Consider the following 17124-nt stretch of genomic DNA (forward strand, 5'->3'; position numbering starts at 1 on the left):
CCAAGGCTGGCCGCCTTGGCTAGGAGTGCAACGACGAGTGGCGCGGTTCTGGCCACATTCAGCGCGGGGGCTCGCGGTATTCGACCCAGGCGCGACCGCGCACTTCCTGCGCCCAGGTCGTGTAGGCCTCGTCGATCTTCTTCTCGCGCACCAGGCTGCGGGCCACCTCCCGCTGCTCCTTGGCGCTGAGCGTGGCCTGACGCCGCTCCAGCAACTGGATCAGGTGCACGCCGTAGCGCGAGATCAGCGGATCCGACAGCTGGCCGGGCGCCAGGGCGTTCATCACCTCCTCGAACTCGGGCACGTACAGCCCCGGATTGGCCCAGCCCAGGTCGCCGCCGTTGCGCGCGCTGGCGTCCTGCGAGAACTCGCGCGCGACCTGCGCGAAGTCGGCGTTGCCCGACTGGATGCGGCGCTTGAATTCGGCGATCCGCTGCACCGCCTGGTTCTCGCTCAGCTGCGGGCCGGGGCGCAGCAGGATGTGCCGCGCGTGGCTCTGGGTGACGCTGGCGCCCGGCATGCCGCCCTTGCGCCGTTCATAGACCTTGACCACATGGAAGCCGGCGCCCGAGCGCACCAGTTCGCTGATGCCGCCCTCGGGCACGTTCTGCACCGCCTGCACGAAGAGCGGCGGCAGCCGGTCGAGGGAGCGCGCGCCCACCGGCAGGCCGTTGGCGCCGATCTCCCGGCCCTGCGGGAACTCCTGGGCCAGCTTGGCGAAGTCCTCGCCGCCGCGGGCCCGCTGCAGCAGCCGCTGCGCCCGCGCCTGGGCCTCGGCCACCTGGGCGTCGGTCGCGCGCTCGGGCACCACCACCAGGATGTGCCCAAGGTTGAACTCCTGCCGCGAGGGATCGGCCGAGGCCTGCTCCTGCTCGCGCAGGTACTGGTCGATCTCGAGCTCGCTCACGCGCGTGCGGTTGTCGAACTCCCGTTCGCGCAGGCGCTGCAGGGTCAGCTGCTCGCGCAGTTCCTCGCGGAAGGTGCTGGTGGACATGCCCTCGGCCTCCAGCCGCTTGCGGAACTCGGCCACCGTCATCTGATTGCTGCGGGCCACGTTCTGCTCGGCCTGGTCGACCTGCGCGTCGCCGATCTTGATGCCGTTCTCGCGCGCCAGCTGCAGCTGCGCCTTCTCGCTGATCAGGCGCTCCAGCACTTGGCGCGCGAACTCGGCGCGCGGCGGCACGCCCTGGCCCTGCTGCGCGAGCTGCTGCTCGAAGCGGGCCATGCGCGAGCGCACCTCGTTGTTGGTGATCGGCTCGGAGTTGACCACCGCCACGATGTAGTCGGCCGCCCGCGGACCGGTGTCGGCGGCGCGTGGCAGCAGCTGCCCCGGGGCGCGCAGGCCCTGCGCGGCGGCGGGAAGGTGAAGGGCCAGGGCCTGCGCGGCGCAAGCGAGCCACAGGGCGTAGGCACGTCGGTTCATAGCGGGGTCAATCGTAATTGCTGAAGCGGCTGGGCTGCGTGATCTGCTCGCGCAGGAACTGGTAACGGGGGATATTTTCCCTGAGTGTCTGCAGGGCGTTCGAGCCGATGCGGGTGAAGCCGACGAACTCGAGCTGGAACAGGACCCGCTTGTTGGCCGTGGAGGTGCCGCTTTGCAGGCGCTCGAACACGATGCGGCCCAGCCAGCAGCCGGCGTCGTACTCCAGGCCGACGATGGTGTCGACCAGCTTCTTGTCCGCCAGGCTCCAGTTCAGGCGCCCCACGCTGTACCAGCGGCCCTCACCCAGGCCCCGGCCGGGCCCCAGCCTGTCGTCCGGCTGGCGCCACAGGTCGTTGAGCGGCCATTGCCAGCCGAGATCGAGTTGCTCGCTCGCGGGCTGGGCGCGCTGCAGGCGGTAGGCAGCGCTCAGCACGCGGTACGGGGCCGGGCTGTAGCGCCCGCCGAGGGTGGAGCGGATCGAGCGGCCAGTCTGCGGGTCGTATTGCACCATCGCATCAGTGCTCCAGGACGCCACCCAATTGACGGACGCGCCGAACAGGATGTCCGACAGGCGATCGCTGGCCGGAACGGCCCCCGGCAGCGTCACCAGTTGGTCCTCGAAGCGGGAGCGCAGCGCCACGCCGAAACGCGCGGCTTCGGCGCCGCTGTCGGGATCGAGCAGGCGCGTGCTCACCCCCAGCGTGAGCTTGTTGTTGTCGGCGATGCGGTCGTTGCCGCTGAATTCGTTCTCCGTGTAGATGGTCGCGAAGTTGAAGTCCTTCTGCGCCGAGTCGTAGTTCGGCAGGAAGTTCTGGTCGCGAAACGGCGTGTACACGTAGAAGGCGCGCGGCTCCAGGGTCTGGCGGAAGTTGCGCCCGAAGTAGGTGGCGTCGCGTTCCAGGACCAGGCCGCCGTCCAGGCTGAAGGTGGGCAGCGCCCGCGAGGCCGATTCGGCGCCGGTGGACAGCGGCGCGGCGAACTGGTACTGGGTCGCGTGCAGTTGCAGCTTGGGGATGACGAACCAGCCCGGCTTCTGCCAGGGGCGCGAGATCTGCGCCAGCGCGTAGGTGCGCTGCCCGTTCGGCTGATTGTTCAGCACCGGGTCGGACTGGAAGTTGCTGTAGTCCGCTTCCAGGAAGCTTTCGAAGCCACCGGGCAGGTCGTTGCGCACATGCCGCCCGACGATCTGCGGCAGGCGGTCGTACGGCGGCACGATGGGGGCGGTCACGTCCTGCAGGGTCTGCCACTTGAGCGCGCGCGCGGTCAGCGTGAAGTTGCCGCGTCCCCAGTACAGCGCGCCGTCGTTGGCCAGCAGGCGCTGCGTGAGCGAGGCGGTGGTGCGCGAGAAGTCCTTCCAGTAGTTGTCGTCGCTCACCCGGTTCAGGTTCAGGTTGAGCGCGACCGGGCCGGCGGCGGTGGAGAAGGCGCCGGAGTGCAGCATCGCGAAGCCCCAGCGGTCGTCTTCGCGCAGCGGGTCATTGGGCAGGTAGTTGCCCCGGATGCGGCCCTGGTAGTTGGTTTCCAGGTAGCGGAACTCCGCGCCCAGGTCCAGGCCGCGCTTGGTCATGAGCGTCGGGTAGATCGTGGCGTCGCGGTTGGGCGCGATGTTCCAGTAGTACGGCAAGGTCACTTCCAGGCCGCTCAGGTTGTCCAGGCCGATGGTGGGCGGCAGCAGGCCGGACTTGCGCTTGTCCGTCAGCGGGAAACTGACCGAGGGCACCGGCAGCACCGGCACCCCCATGAAACTGAGCACCGCGCCGCCGGCCTGGCCGGTTTCGTCTTCCTCGTCGATGCGGATACTGTCCGCGCGCAGGATCCAGTCCGGCATCCAGCTGGGCCCGGGCTTGCGCCGGCAGGTGGTGTAGGTGGCGTTGCGCACGATGCTGCGCTTGTCGTCGAGGAAGTCGACCCGGTCGGCCTGGCCATAGGCGTCGTTGCGCAGCAGGCGGTAGCGCGTCTCGTCGAAGAAGCCTTCGAAGGACTCCACCTTCAGCTGCAGGCGCTCGCCCTCGAAGACGTTGCCGGCGCGGTTGATGTGGACGTTGCCCTGGGCCTTGGCCAGGTCGTCCGGCGCGTAGTACTCGAGCCGGTCGGCCATGATGACCATGTCGCCGCGGCGAAGCTGCGCATTGCCCTCGGCCACCGCGTTCAGGTCGGGGGTGCCGTGCACCTCGCGGCCCGAAAGAAAGGTCGGCAGGCGGTTGCGCGTGGTGGCGGGGATGTCCTCACGCAGCTGCGGGCTCGGCTTGAGCACCAATGGCGGCTCGGCCTGCGCATGCGCCACACCGCCGTGGAGCATTGCGAAAGCGACGAGCGCGAGCGGAGTGGGAGCGAAGCGAACGCGGGACATTCGATTTGTAGAATGGATTATCCATGAGCGAATCCTTGAACCCGGCCGGCGCCGGCGGCGCGCCGGTCAGCTGGAATGACCCCCGCCGCGAGACTGCCTTCGGCCACTGGCTTGCCGCCGTCGCCCCCGCGCACGGCCTGATCCCCGCCAGCGTGCGGCCCGCCTCGGCCGACGCGAGCTTCCGCCGCTACCTGCGCATCGACGGCCGCCAGGGCAGCCGCATCATCATGGACGCCCCGCCCGACAAGGAAGACTGCCGGCCGTTCGTGAAGGTCGCGCAGCTGATGGCGCAGGCCGGCCTGCATGTGCCGCGCGTGCTCGCCTGGGACGAGGCGCAGGGCTTCATGCTGCTGGACGACCTCGGCACGCACACCATGATCGAGGCGGTCGACCCGGCCCATGCCGACGCCAACCGCGGGCTGTACCTGCAGGCGCTGGACCAGCTGCTGGCCTGGCAGCTGGCCTCCCGGCCGGGCGTGCTGCCGCCCTACGACGCGGCGCTGCTGGGGCGCGAGCTGGCGCTGTTTCCCGACTGGTACGTGACGCGCCACCGCGGCATCGCCGTCGAGGGCCAACTGCGCGAGGCGCTGGACGCCGTGTTCCGGCTGATCGTCGAGCGCAACCTCGCGTCACCCAGCGTCTACGTGCACCGCGACTTCATGCCGCGCAACCTGATGATGCCCCCCACCGAAGTGGATGTGGCCCCCACGCTCGGCACTGGCGTGTCCTCGCTGCCCCCCGAGGGGGCTGTTTCGCCTTGGGGCGGCCCGGCAGCGAAACGCGGCGAGCCGCGGCTGGGCGTGCTCGACTTCCAGGACGCGGTGTACGGGCCCATCACCTACGACATCGCCAGCCTGATGCGCGACGCCTTCCTCAGCTGGGACGAGGAGTTCGTGCTGGACATCACCGTGCGCTACTGGCAGAAGGCGCAGAAGGCCGGCCTGCCGGTCGATGCCGACTTCGGCGAGTTCTACCGCGCGGTCGAGTGGATGGGCCTGCAGCGCCACCTGAAGGTGGCCGGCATCTTCGCGCGCCTGACGCTGCGCGACGGCAAGCCCAAGTACCTGGCCGACACGCCGCGCTTCATCGGCTACATCCGCCAGACCGCCGCCCGCTACCGCGAGCTCGCGCCGCTGCTGCGCGTGCTCGACCAGGTCGAGGGCACCGACGCGCAGACCGCCTATTCCTTCGGGCGGCTGTAGCCGGACCCGGTCGCCGCGATGCCCCGCCTCCATTGCCCCGCGCCGCTGGTGACCGGACAGTCGCTGGCGCTGCCGGCCGGCGCCGCCCGCCACGTGCAGGTGCTGCGCCTGCAGCCCGGCGACGCCGTCACGCTGTTCAACGGCGAGGGCGGCGAGTGGCAGGCGCGGATCGAGCGTATGGGCCGCGCCGAGGTGCAGGTGCTGGTCGAGGACCACCAACCGGTGGAGCGCGAGGCCGGCCGGGAGATCCACCTGGCGGTGGGCGTCCCGGCCAACGAGCGCATGGACTGGCTGGTGGAGAAGGCGACCGAACTGGGCGCCGCGTCGATCCAGCCGCTGGCCACCTCGCGCAGCGTGCTGCGGCTGTCCGGCGAGCGCGCCCGCAAGAAGCGCGAGCACTGGCAGGCGATCGCGGTCGCTGCCTGCGAGCAGTGCGGACGCAACCGCGTGCCCGAAGTGCGGGAACTGGTGGACTACCCGGCCTGGCTGGCGGCCAGCGGCGACGGCCGGCTGCGCCTGACCCTGTCGCTCGCGAGCGATGCCCGGACCCTGGCGGATGTCGGCGGCGGCGAACCGGTGCTGGCGCTCTCCGGTCCGGAAGGCGGCCTCACGCCCGAAGAGCAGCAGGCCGCCTTCGCACGGGGCTTTCTTCCCGTGACCCTGGGGCCGCGCGTGCTGCGCGCCGAAACCGCTCCGCTCGCCCTGCTGGCCGCGCTGGCCCTGATCGCATGAACACCCGTCACGTCAAGCGCAACCTCGGGCTGCTGGCGATCTGCCAGGGCCTGTTCCTGACCAACAACGTCATCTTCATCGCGATCAACGGGCTGGTCGGTCTGGCGCTGGCGCCGCTGGGCTGGATGGCGACGCTGCCGGTGATGGGCTATGTGGTGGGCGGCGCGCTGTCCACCGGCTTCGTGGCGCGGACCCAGGCGCGCTGGGGCCGCCAGCGCTCGTTCCAGTTCGGCCTGCTGGTGGCCTTCGCCTCGGCGCTGGTGTGCGCCTGGGCGGCGGCGAACCGGCAGTTCTGGCTGCTGTGCGCGGCCACCGTGGTCGCCGGCTACTACAACGCCAACGCCAGCCTGTACCGCTTCGCCGCCGCCGAGCTGTGCCCGCCGGAGATGCGCGAGCGGGCGGTCTCGATCGTGATGGCCGGCGGCCTGCTGGGCGCGGTCATCGGGCCGGCCCTGGCCAGCCGCACGCGCGACCTGCTGCCCACGCCGTTTGCCGCCGCCTATCTGGCACTGGCGCTGGTGGCCCTGGTGAGCATGCTGCTGCTGGCTTTCATCGACTTCGCGCCGACGGCGCGCCCGGCCGAGGGCGCGGCCGCCGGTCGTCCCCTGGCCGAGATCATGCGGCAGCCGGTCTTCATCGTGTCGGCCGCTGCCGGCGCGCTGGGATTCGGCGTGATGAACCTGCTGATGGCGGCCACGCCGATCGCCATGCAGCAGTGCTCGCTGCCCTTCGGCGATGCGGCGCTGGTGCTGCAGTGGCATGTCATCGGCATGTTCGCGCCCGGCTTCTTCACCGGGCACCTGATCAAGCGCTTCGGCGCGCTGCCGGTGATGGGCGTGGGCGTGGCGCTCAACTTCGCCTGCATCCTGGTGGCGCTGTCGGGGGTGGAGTTGCACCACTTCACGGTGGCGCTGTTCATGCTGGGCGTGGGCTGGAACTTCCTGTTCACCGGCAGCACCACGCTGTCGCTGACGGCGTACACCCCGGAGGAAAAGGACCGCGCGCAGGGCGCCCTGAACTTCTTCGTGTTCGCCACGCTGGCCCTGAGCTCCTTCGCCTCCGGCGTGCTGGTCACCACACGCGGCTGGACGCTCCTGAACTACGGCTCGCTGGTGCCGGTGGCGGCCACCGGGGCGGCCCTGCTGTGGCTCAGCTATCGAAGTGCGAGTCGAGCCAGAGCCTGAGGGTCGAGAACACCGGCTCCTTGTCGGGCTCGTTGAAGATCTCGTGGTAGTGGCCGGCGAAGCAGTGGGTGCTGACCACCTGGGGCGGCGCCGCCTGCGCGAAGGCCTCGCTGCCGGCCGGGTCGACCAGGCGGTCGCCGCCCGCGTACATCAGCAGCGTGGGCACCGTCCATTCGGGCGCGTGCTCGACCACCATGGGACCGGCCTCGGCGATGAAGCGCGCCAGCCGGGCCGAGACCCGGTTGTGCACCCGCGCGTCGGTCCGGTAGGCAGCCACCACGTCCGGGTCGCGCGAGATGAAGTTGGGATCGACGCCGTTCGACACCGTCATGGTGGGCGCCACGCGCGGCAAGGTCGCGACCAGGAACCGCTGGAACGCGCTCAGGCCGGGGTCGAACAGGGGTGAGGACAGCACCAGCCCGTCGATGCGCACCTGCCCGATGGCCGCGAGGCAGGCCGCGACCAGCCCGCCCATGCTGTGGCCGAGCAAGATCAGCGGCTGCTGCGGCTCCATGCGCTTGCGGGTGCTCTCGATGACGTCGGCCAGGTCGTCGATCAGCCGGGCCTCGTCCGGCAGCGCGCCGCGCTCGCCCCCGGACTCCCCATGGCCGTACTGGTCGTAGCCGCGCACGGCGAAACCCCAGCTGTTGAGGCGCCGCGCGACGTGCTCGTAGCGGCCGGCATGCTCGCCCAGCCCATGCACCAGCAGCACCGTGCCACGCGCGGCGAGACCCTCGGGCGCCGGCCAGTCCTGCATCGCCAGGTTGTCGCCATCGCTTGCGGTGAACGTCGAGAGCGTGCTTTCGCTGTGCGCAATGCTCATAGCGCAGCGATGATCGCCCGCCCTCCCGGCGAGCGCAACCGTTTCAGCTTATGGATGAGTTGCTTTGTGAATGCCTGGCCAGGTTTCCTGTGCAGCAATTCACACTTTTCACGGCATGCTGGCCATGACCTGCGCCACCGCCGCAGTGAGTTTCTTGGCGTAGGGCACGTGCAGGAACTCGTTCGGGCCGTGGGCGTTGCTGCGCGGCCCGAGCACCCCGCACACCATCATCTGCGCGGCCGGGAAGCCGGCGCTCAGCATGTTCATCAGCGGGATGGTGCCGCCCTGGCCGATGAAGCCGCAGGGCGCGCCGAAATGCGCCTGCGAGGCGGCATCCAGCGCCTGCTGGAACCATGGCGCCATGCCCGGCGCGTTCCAGCCTGGCGAGGCCGGGCGCGGGTCGAAGGTCACCTTGGCCTGGTAGGGCGCGTTGTCTTCCAGCAGCTGCTTGAGCTCCTGCGTCGCGGCCGCAGCGTCGATCAGGGGCGGCAGCCGCAGCGACAGCTTGAAGGCGGTGTAGGGCCGCAGCACGTTGCCGGCATCCTGCAGCGCCGGGAAGCCTTCCGCGCCCGTCACGGACAGCGCAGGCGTCCAGGTGCGCTTGATCAGCGCCTCCACCGGGTCGGTGGTGGTCGGCAGCGCGACCACGGGGCTGGAGCCGCCGCAGTCGTGGTGGGCCCAGGGGAAGCGCCGGTAGACCTCTTCACCCAGGATCGCGGCCGTGGCCTGCGCCTGGCGCAGGCGCTCGGGCGGCACTTCGCAGTGGAAGCTGGCGGGCAGCAGGCGCCCGGTGGCGCTGTCCTCCAGGCGGTCGAGCACCTGGCGCATGATGCGGAAACTCGAAGGCACCAGGCCCGAGGCGTCGCCCGAGTGCACGCCCTCGGTGAGGATCTCCACTTTCAGCGTGCCGACGGTCAGGCCGCGCAGCGAGGTGGTCAACCACAGCTGGTCGTAGTTGCCGGCGCCGGAGTCGAGGCAGATCACCAGGCCGACGTCGCCCAGCCGCGGCCGCAGCGCCTCGACGTAGGGCAGCAGGTCGTAGGAGCCCGACTCCTCGCAGGTCTCGATCAGGCCGACGATGCGCGGGTGCGGCACCTGCTGCGCCTTCAGCGCCTGCACCGCCGCGATCGATGCGTACGCCGCGTAGCCATCGTCGGCGCCGCCGCGGCCATACAGCTTGCCGTCCTCGTACTTGGGTGTCCACGGGCCCAGGTCGGCGCGCCAGCCGGTGAACTCCGGCTGCTTGTCCAGGTGCCCGTACATCAGCACGGTCTGCGCCGCGTCCGGCCGGGTGGCCGCGATCTCGAAAAAGATCACCGGCGTGCGGCCGGGCAGGCGCACCACCTCCAGCCGCAGGCCCTCGACCTTCTGCGCCTCGATCCAGGCGGCGGCGTTGCGCACCACGGCGTCGATGAAACCGTGCTGCAGCCAATCCTTGTCGAAGCCCGGCGACTTCGCCGGAATGGCGATGTAGTCGGTCAGCTGCCGGAGGATGTCGCGGTCCCATTGCTCGGTGGCATGGGCCAGGGCCGCGTTGCTGTCGAGCAGCGAGGCGGGCATTTCGCGGTGCAGGGGTGCGTTCATGGCGGAGTTGAGGGGTGATGCTTCAGCCCTGCAACTGTACGCCCGCCCCCACTCGTCCGCGTAACGGTGCTGCAAAGCCCCCGCATGAATGCGGCCGCCCGCCTAATATGTCCGCCATGCAGGACAGCGATCGCATCCGGGTGGGCATCGGCGGCTGGACCTACGAGCCCTGGCGTGACAACTTCTATCCGAAGGGATTGGCGCACGCCAGGGAGCTGGAATACGCGAGCCGCCAGCTGACCGCCATCGAGGTCAATGGCACCTACTACAGCACCATGAAGCCGTCCACGTTCGCCAAGTGGCGGGATGAAACGCCCGAGGGCTTCGTGTTCTCCCTCAAGGCCCACCGCTTCGCCACCACGCGCAAGCAGCTGGCCACCGCCGGCGAGCCGATCCAGCGCTTCGTCGGCAGCGGCATCACCGAGCTCGGCCCCAAGCTCGGGCCGATCCTGTGGCAACTGATGCCGACCCACCGCTTCGACGCGGCCGACCTGGAAGAGTTCCTCAAGCAGCTGCCGCGCGAGGCCGGCGGCTTGCCACTGCGGCATGTGATGGACGTGCGGCACGAGAGCTTCGCGTCGGAAGAGTACCTGGCGCTGGCGCGGCGCTACGGCTGCGCGACCGTGCACACCGATTCGGAAAAGTTCCCCGCCATTGCCGACGCCGACGGCGAACTGGCCTACCTGCGCCTGATGCGCAGCGAGGCGGCGTGCCCGACCGGCTATCCCACCCCGGTGCTGGACCAGTGGTCGCAGGGCGCGCGCGCCTGGGTTGCCAAGGGACCACGGCGCGAAGTGTTCGCCTTCTTCATCAACGGCGCCAAGGAGCGCGCCCCCGCCGCCGCCATGGAACTCATCCGCCTGCTGCGCTGATCCCCGCGCCGCGCGCCGGGATGAGCGCTATCAATTTGCTAGCAGGCGGTAGGATGCGGATTACAGGCTATTTCGCTGCTGGCGGTCATGTGCTGCGCCGCAAACAAGCGCCCAATTCTCTCGTCTGCCAAAACACAAACGGGAGTGACAGCCATGGCATACGTTTTCGAAACCATTCCTGCCGACCGCGGCCTGATCGACTTGAATGATCCGCGCGAAGTGAGCTGGTGGCGGAAACAGTTCGAATGCAGCGAAGAGCAGCTGCGCAAGGCGGTGGAGCAGGTCGGCAACTCCTCTGCGACGGTCGAGCAATGGCTCGACGGCCGGAAGATCGTGACGATCTGATCCCCTCGTCGGCCCCATTCCACCGTGATGCCGCCGGAGCACGCCGAATGACCCCGGTGATGAGCCTGTTCCTGCGTTGCCTGCTCGCCTTGCTGCTGGTCGTGTTCCTGCTGTTCCTCGGCGACTACACCGACGCGGCCGTCTTCGTTCCCTGACCCGCGCCTCAGTCCAGCCACGCGAGCGCGCCCTGGCCCGATTCATTGAGTCGTTCCACGAGCGCCGGCGCTTCAACATCGACGACGGTGAAAGCGATCTCCACGCGCGCGCCATGCGTGACTTCGCGCAGCTGCGCGCCGGCCTGCTGCAGTTCGCGCCGCACCACGCCTTCCAGCGCATAGGGCAGCGCGCAGCGCAGCGCCAGGGTCTTGCGCAGCGGAATCTTTTCGGCCTGCAGCAAGGCCTGCGCCACGGCGTCGGTGTAGGCGCGCACCAGTCCCCCCGCGCCCAGCTTGACGCCGCCGAAGTAGCGCACCACCGTGGCCAGCACGCCCTCAAGCTCCTGGCGCCGCAGCACTTCGAGCATCGGCCGCCCGGCGGTGCCGCCGGGCTCGCCGTCGTCATTCGCCGCCGACTGGCCTCCGGCCAGCAAGGCCCAGCACACGTGGGCGGCGCCGGGATGCTGCTCGCGCCGCTGGACGACGATGGCCTGCGCCTGCGCGCGGCCCTCCACCGCCTGCACGCAGCCGATGAAGCGGCTCTTCTTGATGATCAGGTCGCTGTGGACCGGGCTGGCGAGCGTGAGGGGCACCCGCCCATCCTCAAGCGGGACGATTGAGCCAGCCCAGGCCGGCGCTGGTGCCGCCGGCCAGCGCGCCGCGCGCAGGCCGGTATTCGCAGCCGATCCAGCCGTCCCAGCCGCATTGCGCCGACACCTCGTCGATCACGCCGAACAGGTAGGCGTAATTGAGCTCGCCGATGTCGGGCTCGTGCCGCTCGGGCACGCCGGCGATCTGCAGGTGCCCCACGCGGCCGGTCGGCAGGTAGTGGCGGATCTTCATCGCGACGTCGCCTTCGACGATCTGGCAGTGATAGAGGTCCATCTGCACCTTCACGTTGGGCGCGCCGACCTGCGCCAGCAGCTGGTGCGCCTGGTCCTGCCGGTTCAGGAAGAAGCCCGGGATGTCGCGCGTGTTGATCGGCTCGATCATCAGCGCCACGTTCTGGCGGGCCGCTTCGGCCGCCGCCCAGCGCAGGTTCGCCACATAGGTGGGCTGCACCGCCGCGCGGTCCAGGCCCTGCGGCAGCAGTCCCGCCATCACATGCACGCGCGGACAGCCGAGCGCCTCCGCGTAGCGCAGCGCCGAGCCGATGGCGGCGCGGAACTCCGGCTCGCGCCCGGGCAGGCAGGCCAGGCCCTTCTCGCCGCCGTCCCAGTTGCCCGGCGGCGCGTTGAACAGCACCTGCTGCAGGCCGTGGGCCGCCAGCCGCGCCGCCAGCTCGCGCGGCTCGTAGGCGTAGGGAAACAGGTACTCCACGGCGGCAAAGCCGTCGCGCGCGGCGGCCTCGAAGCGGTCCAGGAAGTCCAGCTCGGGATAGAGCATGGACAGGTTGGCGGCGAAACGCGGCATTTTGGGGAGGCCCTAGTTCACCGGCAGCTTGACCGCTTGCGGGTTCTCGCGGATGTACTCGCGCACGATCGCATCGAAGTCGGTGTCGGCCGAAAGCCCCAGCGCCTGGGCGCGCGCCGCCGCCACGTTGCCGGGCCAGGTGTCGACCAGCTTGCGGATCGCCGGGTCGGGCGTCCAATCGAGCAGTCCCACCGCCTGCGGACCGGCCGCGCGTTCCAGCGCCGCCGCCATCTCGCCCACCGTGGTGCGCAGTGCCGGCAGGTTCATGCCGGTCAGCGGGCCCCATTGCTCGTCGGTGGCTTCGGCGGCGCGGATGATGCCTTCGATGGTGCGCGCCGGCGAGGACAGGGCCACCACCGTGTCGGGCTCGACCGGGCAGGCGGCCTGCAGGCCCGCCAGCGGCTCGCGGATCATCCCGGACAGGAAACCCGAGGCCGCGCCGTTGGGCCGTCCGGGGCGCACGCTGACGGTCATCAGGCGCACGCTGCGGCCGCGGATGAAGCCCTTGCGCGTCATGTCCGCCACCAGCAGCTCGCCCACGTACTTCTGGGTGCCGTAGCTGCTTTGCGGGGTCGGCAGCGTGAAGTCCTCGATCACGGCCGGCATCGGCTGGCCCGGCAGCTTGCCGAACACCGCCAGCGAACTGGCGAAGACGACCGTGGGCCGGCTGCCGAGCGCGCGGCAGGCTTCCAGCAGCGCGTGCGTCGCGTCGAAATTGCTGCGCATGCCGAGGTCGAAGTCGGCCTCGCATTCGCCGCTGACGGCGGCGGCGAGGTGGAACACGGCATCGGTGGCGGCGGCCGGCAACTGGCCCGCCGCGATCTGCTCGTTGAGGTCGCCGCCCACGAAGCGCACGCGCGCATCGCCGGCCAGCTCGGCGGGCGGGGGCGCCCGGTCGGCCAGGGTGATCGAGCTGATGTCGCGCGGCGCCGCGCCGGCCAGGCCCAGGCTGCCCTTCGCGAGCAAGGCGCCGGCAAGCCGCGCCCCGAGAAAACCACTGCCGCCGGTGATCAGGATGTTCATGCGATGGCTGTCGAAGTGAGCAGACCATGATACGGCGAGCCGCCGGATTCAGAACCAGTGCAAGCCCAGCCCGGCCAGGGCGCAGCTGACGATGACCGGGATCACGCCCACCTTGAAGCGCAGCAGCGCGGTGGCTGCGACGGCCGCGATCGCCAGCGCCGCCCAGTCGACCTGCGCGGCGCCGGCCGGCCGCGCGATATGGACCAGGAAGAACAGCGCCAGGCTCGCGATCACGCCCACCACCGCGGCCGTGATGCCGGTCAGCGGCGCGGTGAATTTCAGCTGGCCGTGCGTCGCCTCCACCAGCGGCCCGCCCGCCAGGATGAACAGGAAGGAGGGCAGGAAGGTGAACCAGGTGACCACCGTGGCCGCCAGCGCCGCGCCGGCGAAAAGCATGTCGGGCCCCAGCACCTGGCGTGTCCAGCCGCCGACGAAGCCGACGAAGGCCACCACCATGATCAGGGGCCCCGGCGTGGTCTCGCCCAGCGCCAGGCCGTCGATCATCTGCGCCGGCGTGAGCCACTGGAAATGCTCGACTGCGCCCTGGTAGACGTAGGGCAGCACCGCGTAGGCGCCGCCGAAGGTCATCAGCGCGGCCTTGGTGAAGAACCAGGCCATCTGCGCCAGCGTGCCCTGCCAGCCATGCCAGGCCAGCAGCGCCACCATCGGCAGCAGCCAGAGCAACGCGCCCGCGGCCACGATCCCGGCCAGCCGTGCGCGGCTGAATCGCGCGTGCGGCGGCGGCGGGGTGTCGTCGTCGATCACATAGCGTTCCGCCCCGTGCGGGTCGGCATCGCCCCCGTGGCCGGCGGCGCCGGGGAACTGGTCCGGCAGGTAGCGGCCGCCGAGCGCGCCGGCGAGCGCCGCCGCCAGCACCAGCCAGGGAAAGGGCACGTCCAGCCAGGCGATGCCGATGAAGCTCAGCACCGCGATGGCCCACAACAACGGCACCCGGCGCGGACTGCGCAGCGTGCGGCTGCCGATGCGCCACACCGCATGCAGCACGATGGCCGCCACCGCCGGCTTGATGCCGTAGAACAGCGCCGCCACCCAGGGCACCTGGCCATGCACCACGTAGACCCAGCTCAGGCCGATGAGGATGAACAGCGAGGGCAGCACGAACAGGCCGCCCGCCACCACGCCGCCCCAGGTGCGGTGCAGCAGCCAGCCGATGTAGGTGGCCAGCTGCTGCGCCTCGGGACCGGGCAGCAGCATGCAGTAGTTCAGCGCGTGCAGGAAGCGCCGCTCGGAGATCCAGCGCCGGCGCTCGACCAGCTCGCGGTGCATCACCGCGATCTGCCCGGCCGGGCCGCCGAAGCTGATGAAACCGAGCTTGAGCCAGAAGCGGGAGGCTTGCGCGAAGGTCACCTCCGCTTCGTTCATACAAAAACCTCCGCCCTGCGGGCTGCGGGCTGCGGTGCCATGAGCCTTCGGAGCGGCCGTGCGGCTCATGCGGCGGCTTTCATTGACTGTGGATTCCAGTTGTGGACCTCGCCCTGCGCGCGGCGGCACCAGGCCAAGAGCGCATCGTAGACCGGCAGCATCGCTTCCAGCATCGCGTGGTCATCCGCGTGCAGCGCCGACATGCCGAGCGACACGGCGAGCAGGCCGCGGCATGGCGGCGCCAGCTCCGGGCGGTCGGTGTCGGCGCCGCGAACGATGCGCGCGAGCCCCTCGAGCGCCGCATCGCGCAGGTCGACCGCCGCCAGCAAGGTGTCGAAGCTGCACTGCCCGCCCTCGTGCTCGATCGGTGCGCCCGGGATGTCGTAAGGGACGGCCTGCAGGCGCCTCGCTTCAGCGAACACCTGCCCGGTCGGGACGTAGAAGAACTGCGCCTGCGGGTCAATGAAGCGGCGGATCAGCCAGGGGCAGGCGATGCGGTCGATCTTGGGCCGCGCGCGCGTGATCCAGCGCGAAGGCTGCCCGCTGGCCAGGCCCAGGTCCGGCCGCTTGCGCAGCGTCGGCAAGCCGGCGGCAACCAGGCCTTCGAAGCCGCCTTCGAGCCAGCGCGCGCGCCAGCCGGCGGCATTCAACTGCGCGGCGGCGTCCTGGCCGACCTCGTGCCCGTGCACGCAGTACACGACCACCTCGCGAGCCGCGTGTTCCCGCGCGAGGCGCGCGAGGTCCTGCGGGGCGCAGCGCTGCGCGCGCGGCGCCATGCGGTCGCTTTCGGCGAAGCGCTCGTCGCGGCGCACGTCGAGCACCCACGGGGCCTCGGGCGTGCCGAGCCGGTCGATGAAGTCCTGGGGAGAAATGGAAGAAGGCAGGGCGGTGTCCACGGTCAAACTCCATGTGCGAGTTGCCAGCGCTTGGACGGGACACCGTCTATCCCTTGCGGGGCCGGGAGGCTGCTTTCCCGATACGCCAAATTCTAGTCCAGGCCTTCAGGGCCAGGGGCGCCTCGCAGCGCGGCCCCGGCGCTGGGCAGCAAGCTCATGCGCGGCCGTCGGGAAGCGCCGGTGCCCGCAGCAGCGTCGGCCGGGGCAGCGGCGGCGTCTCGGCGGCCCCGCGCGGCGCAGCCTGCATCGCAGCCTGGTAGTCGCTGATGGCCTGCTCGGGATCGGCGGCCGCCGTGATGCCGCTGATCACCGCGACGCCAGCGGCGCCGCACTGCCGCGCTTGCGCCGCGCGCGCCGGGTCCATGCCGGCGATGGCGACCACCGGCAGCGGCAGCACGCCGCACCAGTACGCCAGGTTGGCATTGCCCTGCGGGATCCAGGGCATTTTCTTGGCCGCCGTCGGATGCACCGGCCCGCAGGCGATGTAGCTCGGGCGCAGCGCCCAGGCGCGACACACCTCCCAGCAGGAGTGCGTGCTGATCCCCAGCCGAAGTCCGGCGCGCGCGATGGCGCCGAGGTCAGCTTCGTCCAGGTCCTCCTGGCCGAGGTGCACGCCATAGGCCCCCTCCTCGAGGGCGATCCGCCAGTGGTCGTTGACGAACAGCTGCGCGCCGGCGCGCTCGCAGGCCGCGACGGCGCGCCGCACCTCCTCGCGCAGGCGCGGATGCGAGCGGTCCTTGATGCGCAACTGCACGGTCTTCACGCCGGCGGCCGTGACGCGCGCGATCCAGTCCGCGCTGTCGGCGATCGCGTACAGGCCGAGGTCGGCGCTGCGCAGCGGCGCGAAGCCCGGCTGCACCTGCTGCGGGTCGCGGACGAACTCGGGCAGGTGCGCCATGCGCCGGGCGAACCCGGGCGCGGGGTGCCCCGGCACCGCGCCGCCGCCGGCCGGGAACGGCTCGCGCAGGGCCTGCGCGTTCGCCATCGTGGCGAACACCACGGCTTCGATCTCGACGAAGCCCAGTGCGAGCGCGGCGGTCGCGCTCGCGGCGAAGACGCTGCCCGTGGCTTCGGGGCGCGGCATGGCCTGCACCTGCGGCAGGCGCAGCCAGCCGGCGGCCCACGGCGCATCGACGAAGTCGGCGGCGACGCCCTCCGCCGCGTCGCCGCCGGCGATCGCGACGGCCGCCGCGCCCGCCGCACGCAGGCGGCGCGCGGCTTGCTCGACCTGGTGGCGACCGCGCAAGGGCGGCAGGCCCAGCAGCGCCGCGGCCGCCGCGCGATCGGGCGTGAGCAGCGTGGCGCGCGGCAGCAGCCGTTCGCAATAGGCGCGCGGCCAGGCCTCGCCGCCGAAGGCCGCGCCCGGGCCGGCGTCCAGCACCGGGTCGACCACCACGGCCAGCGCGGGATTCGACTCGCGCAGCCGGTCGATCCAGCGCACCACCACGTCGAGGTTGGCCACCGAGCCCAGCAGGCCAGTCTTGATGGCCACCGGCGGCATGTCGCGCGCCAGCGCCGCGAGCTGCGCATCGAGCATGGCGGCGGCCACCGGCTCGACCGCCTCGACGCCGACGGCGTTCTGCGCGGTCAGCGCCGCGACGGCGCTGCAGCCGTGCGCGCCGAACGCCTCGAGCGCGCGCCGGTCCGCCTGCAGGCCGGCGCCGCTGCCCGAAACGGTCCAGACGATCGGCCTCATGGGTGCCCCCACGCTTGACACTTCGTGTCCTGCGCCGGCCGTG

15 protein-coding genes are annotated in these 17124 nt (G+C 71.0%); 5 read left to right on the top strand and 10 right to left on the bottom strand.

What is annotated here, in order from left to right; genetic code table 11:
- Positions 1-58: 58 nt before the first annotated feature.
- Both UC35_RS10105 and UC35_RS10110 read right to left on the bottom strand, forming a co-directional pair.
- The gene (locus UC35_RS10105) at positions 59-1423 is read right to left on the bottom strand and encodes a peptidylprolyl isomerase (protein WP_061498823.1); all 1365 of its coding nucleotides are present in this window, start codon (positions 1421-1423) and stop codon (positions 59-61) included.
- Between the two features lie 7 nt (positions 1424-1430).
- Positions 1431-3722, bottom strand: coding sequence for an LPS-assembly protein LptD (locus tag UC35_RS10110; protein ID WP_227820519.1), 2292 nt, complete (start codon positions 3720-3722; stop codon positions 1431-1433).
- A 74-nt stretch (positions 3723-3796) separates the two neighbouring features.
- Here UC35_RS10110 and UC35_RS10115 point away from each other — a divergent pair, with 74 nt between their 5' ends.
- From UC35_RS10115 to UC35_RS10125, 3 genes are read left to right on the top strand one after another with little or no spacing between them, the layout of a single operon-like run.
- On the top strand, positions 3797-4975 hold the full coding sequence (locus tag UC35_RS10115; RefSeq protein WP_061498829.1) for an aminoglycoside phosphotransferase family protein: 1179 nt from the start codon (positions 3797-3799) through the stop codon (positions 4973-4975).
- 18 nt (positions 4976-4993) lie between these two features.
- Positions 4994-5707 (top strand): 16S rRNA (uracil(1498)-N(3))-methyltransferase, encoded by a 714-nt coding sequence (locus tag UC35_RS10120; RefSeq protein ID WP_061498831.1) that lies wholly within the window; start codon positions 4994-4996, stop codon positions 5705-5707.
- Positions 5704-6891, top strand: coding sequence for an MFS transporter (locus tag UC35_RS10125; RefSeq protein WP_061498834.1), 1188 nt, complete (start codon positions 5704-5706; stop codon positions 6889-6891). The genes UC35_RS10120 and UC35_RS10125 overlap by 4 nt, the downstream gene beginning before the upstream one ends.
- On the opposite strand, the gene UC35_RS10130 is transcribed toward UC35_RS10125, so the two are convergent.
- Together UC35_RS10130 and UC35_RS10135 are read right to left on the bottom strand one after the other, a co-directional pair.
- Positions 6857-7714: an alpha/beta hydrolase gene (locus UC35_RS10130; RefSeq protein ID WP_061498837.1), complete on the bottom strand. Its 858-nt coding sequence runs from the start codon at positions 7712-7714 to the stop codon at positions 6857-6859. The two genes, UC35_RS10125 and UC35_RS10130, sit on opposite strands and share 35 nt — an antisense overlap.
- Positions 7715-7822: 108 nt before the next feature.
- Positions 7823-9298 (bottom strand): M20 family metallopeptidase, encoded by a 1476-nt coding sequence (locus UC35_RS10135; RefSeq protein ID WP_061498839.1) that lies wholly within the window; start codon positions 9296-9298, stop codon positions 7823-7825.
- A 116-nt stretch (positions 9299-9414) separates the two neighbouring features.
- Here UC35_RS10135 and UC35_RS10140 point away from each other — a divergent pair, with 116 nt between their 5' ends.
- Both UC35_RS10140 and UC35_RS10145 read left to right on the top strand, forming a co-directional pair.
- The gene (locus tag UC35_RS10140) at positions 9415-10170 is read left to right on the top strand and encodes a DUF72 domain-containing protein (protein ID WP_227820520.1); all 756 of its coding nucleotides are present in this window, start codon (positions 9415-9417) and stop codon (positions 10168-10170) included.
- 153 nt (positions 10171-10323) lie between these two features.
- Positions 10324-10515: a DUF3606 domain-containing protein gene (locus UC35_RS10145; protein ID WP_145979394.1), complete on the top strand. Its 192-nt coding sequence runs from the start codon at positions 10324-10326 to the stop codon at positions 10513-10515.
- 163 nt (positions 10516-10678) lie between these two features.
- On the opposite strand, the gene UC35_RS10150 is transcribed toward UC35_RS10145, so the two are convergent.
- The 6 genes from UC35_RS10150 to UC35_RS10175 all read right to left on the bottom strand — a co-directional run bounded on the left by UC35_RS10150 (position 10679) and on the right by UC35_RS10175 (position 17081).
- Entirely contained in the window at positions 10679-11263 is a 585-nt protein-coding gene (locus UC35_RS10150) for an IMPACT family protein (protein WP_061498847.1), read from the bottom strand.
- Positions 11264-11273: 10 nt separating this feature from the next.
- A complete protein-coding gene (gene otnI / locus UC35_RS10155) occupies positions 11274-12083 on the bottom strand; it encodes a 2-oxo-tetronate isomerase (protein WP_061498850.1) in 810 nt (269 codons plus the stop codon).
- 12 nt (positions 12084-12095) lie between these two features.
- On the bottom strand, positions 12096-13106 hold the full coding sequence (gene denD, locus UC35_RS10160; RefSeq protein ID WP_061498852.1) for a D-erythronate dehydrogenase: 1011 nt from the start codon (positions 13104-13106) through the stop codon (positions 12096-12098).
- 48 nt (positions 13107-13154) lie between these two features.
- Positions 13155-14489 (bottom strand): chromate efflux transporter, encoded by a 1335-nt coding sequence (gene chrA, locus UC35_RS10165; protein WP_061498855.1) that lies wholly within the window; start codon positions 14487-14489, stop codon positions 13155-13157.
- A 65-nt stretch (positions 14490-14554) separates the two neighbouring features.
- Complete coding sequence (locus tag UC35_RS10170) at positions 14555-15385, bottom strand: chromate resistance protein ChrB domain-containing protein (RefSeq protein ID WP_061503777.1); 831 nt, start codon at positions 15383-15385, stop codon at positions 14555-14557.
- A 154-nt stretch (positions 15386-15539) separates the two neighbouring features.
- Complete coding sequence (locus tag UC35_RS10175) at positions 15540-17081, bottom strand: thiamine phosphate synthase (RefSeq protein ID WP_061498859.1); 1542 nt, start codon at positions 17079-17081, stop codon at positions 15540-15542.
- Positions 17082-17124 lie beyond the last annotated feature (43 nt).

Origin of the sequence: Ramlibacter tataouinensis, assembly GCF_001580455.1 — a bacterium.
Classification (GTDB): Bacteria; Pseudomonadota; Gammaproteobacteria; order Burkholderiales; family Burkholderiaceae_C; genus Ramlibacter; species Ramlibacter tataouinensis_B.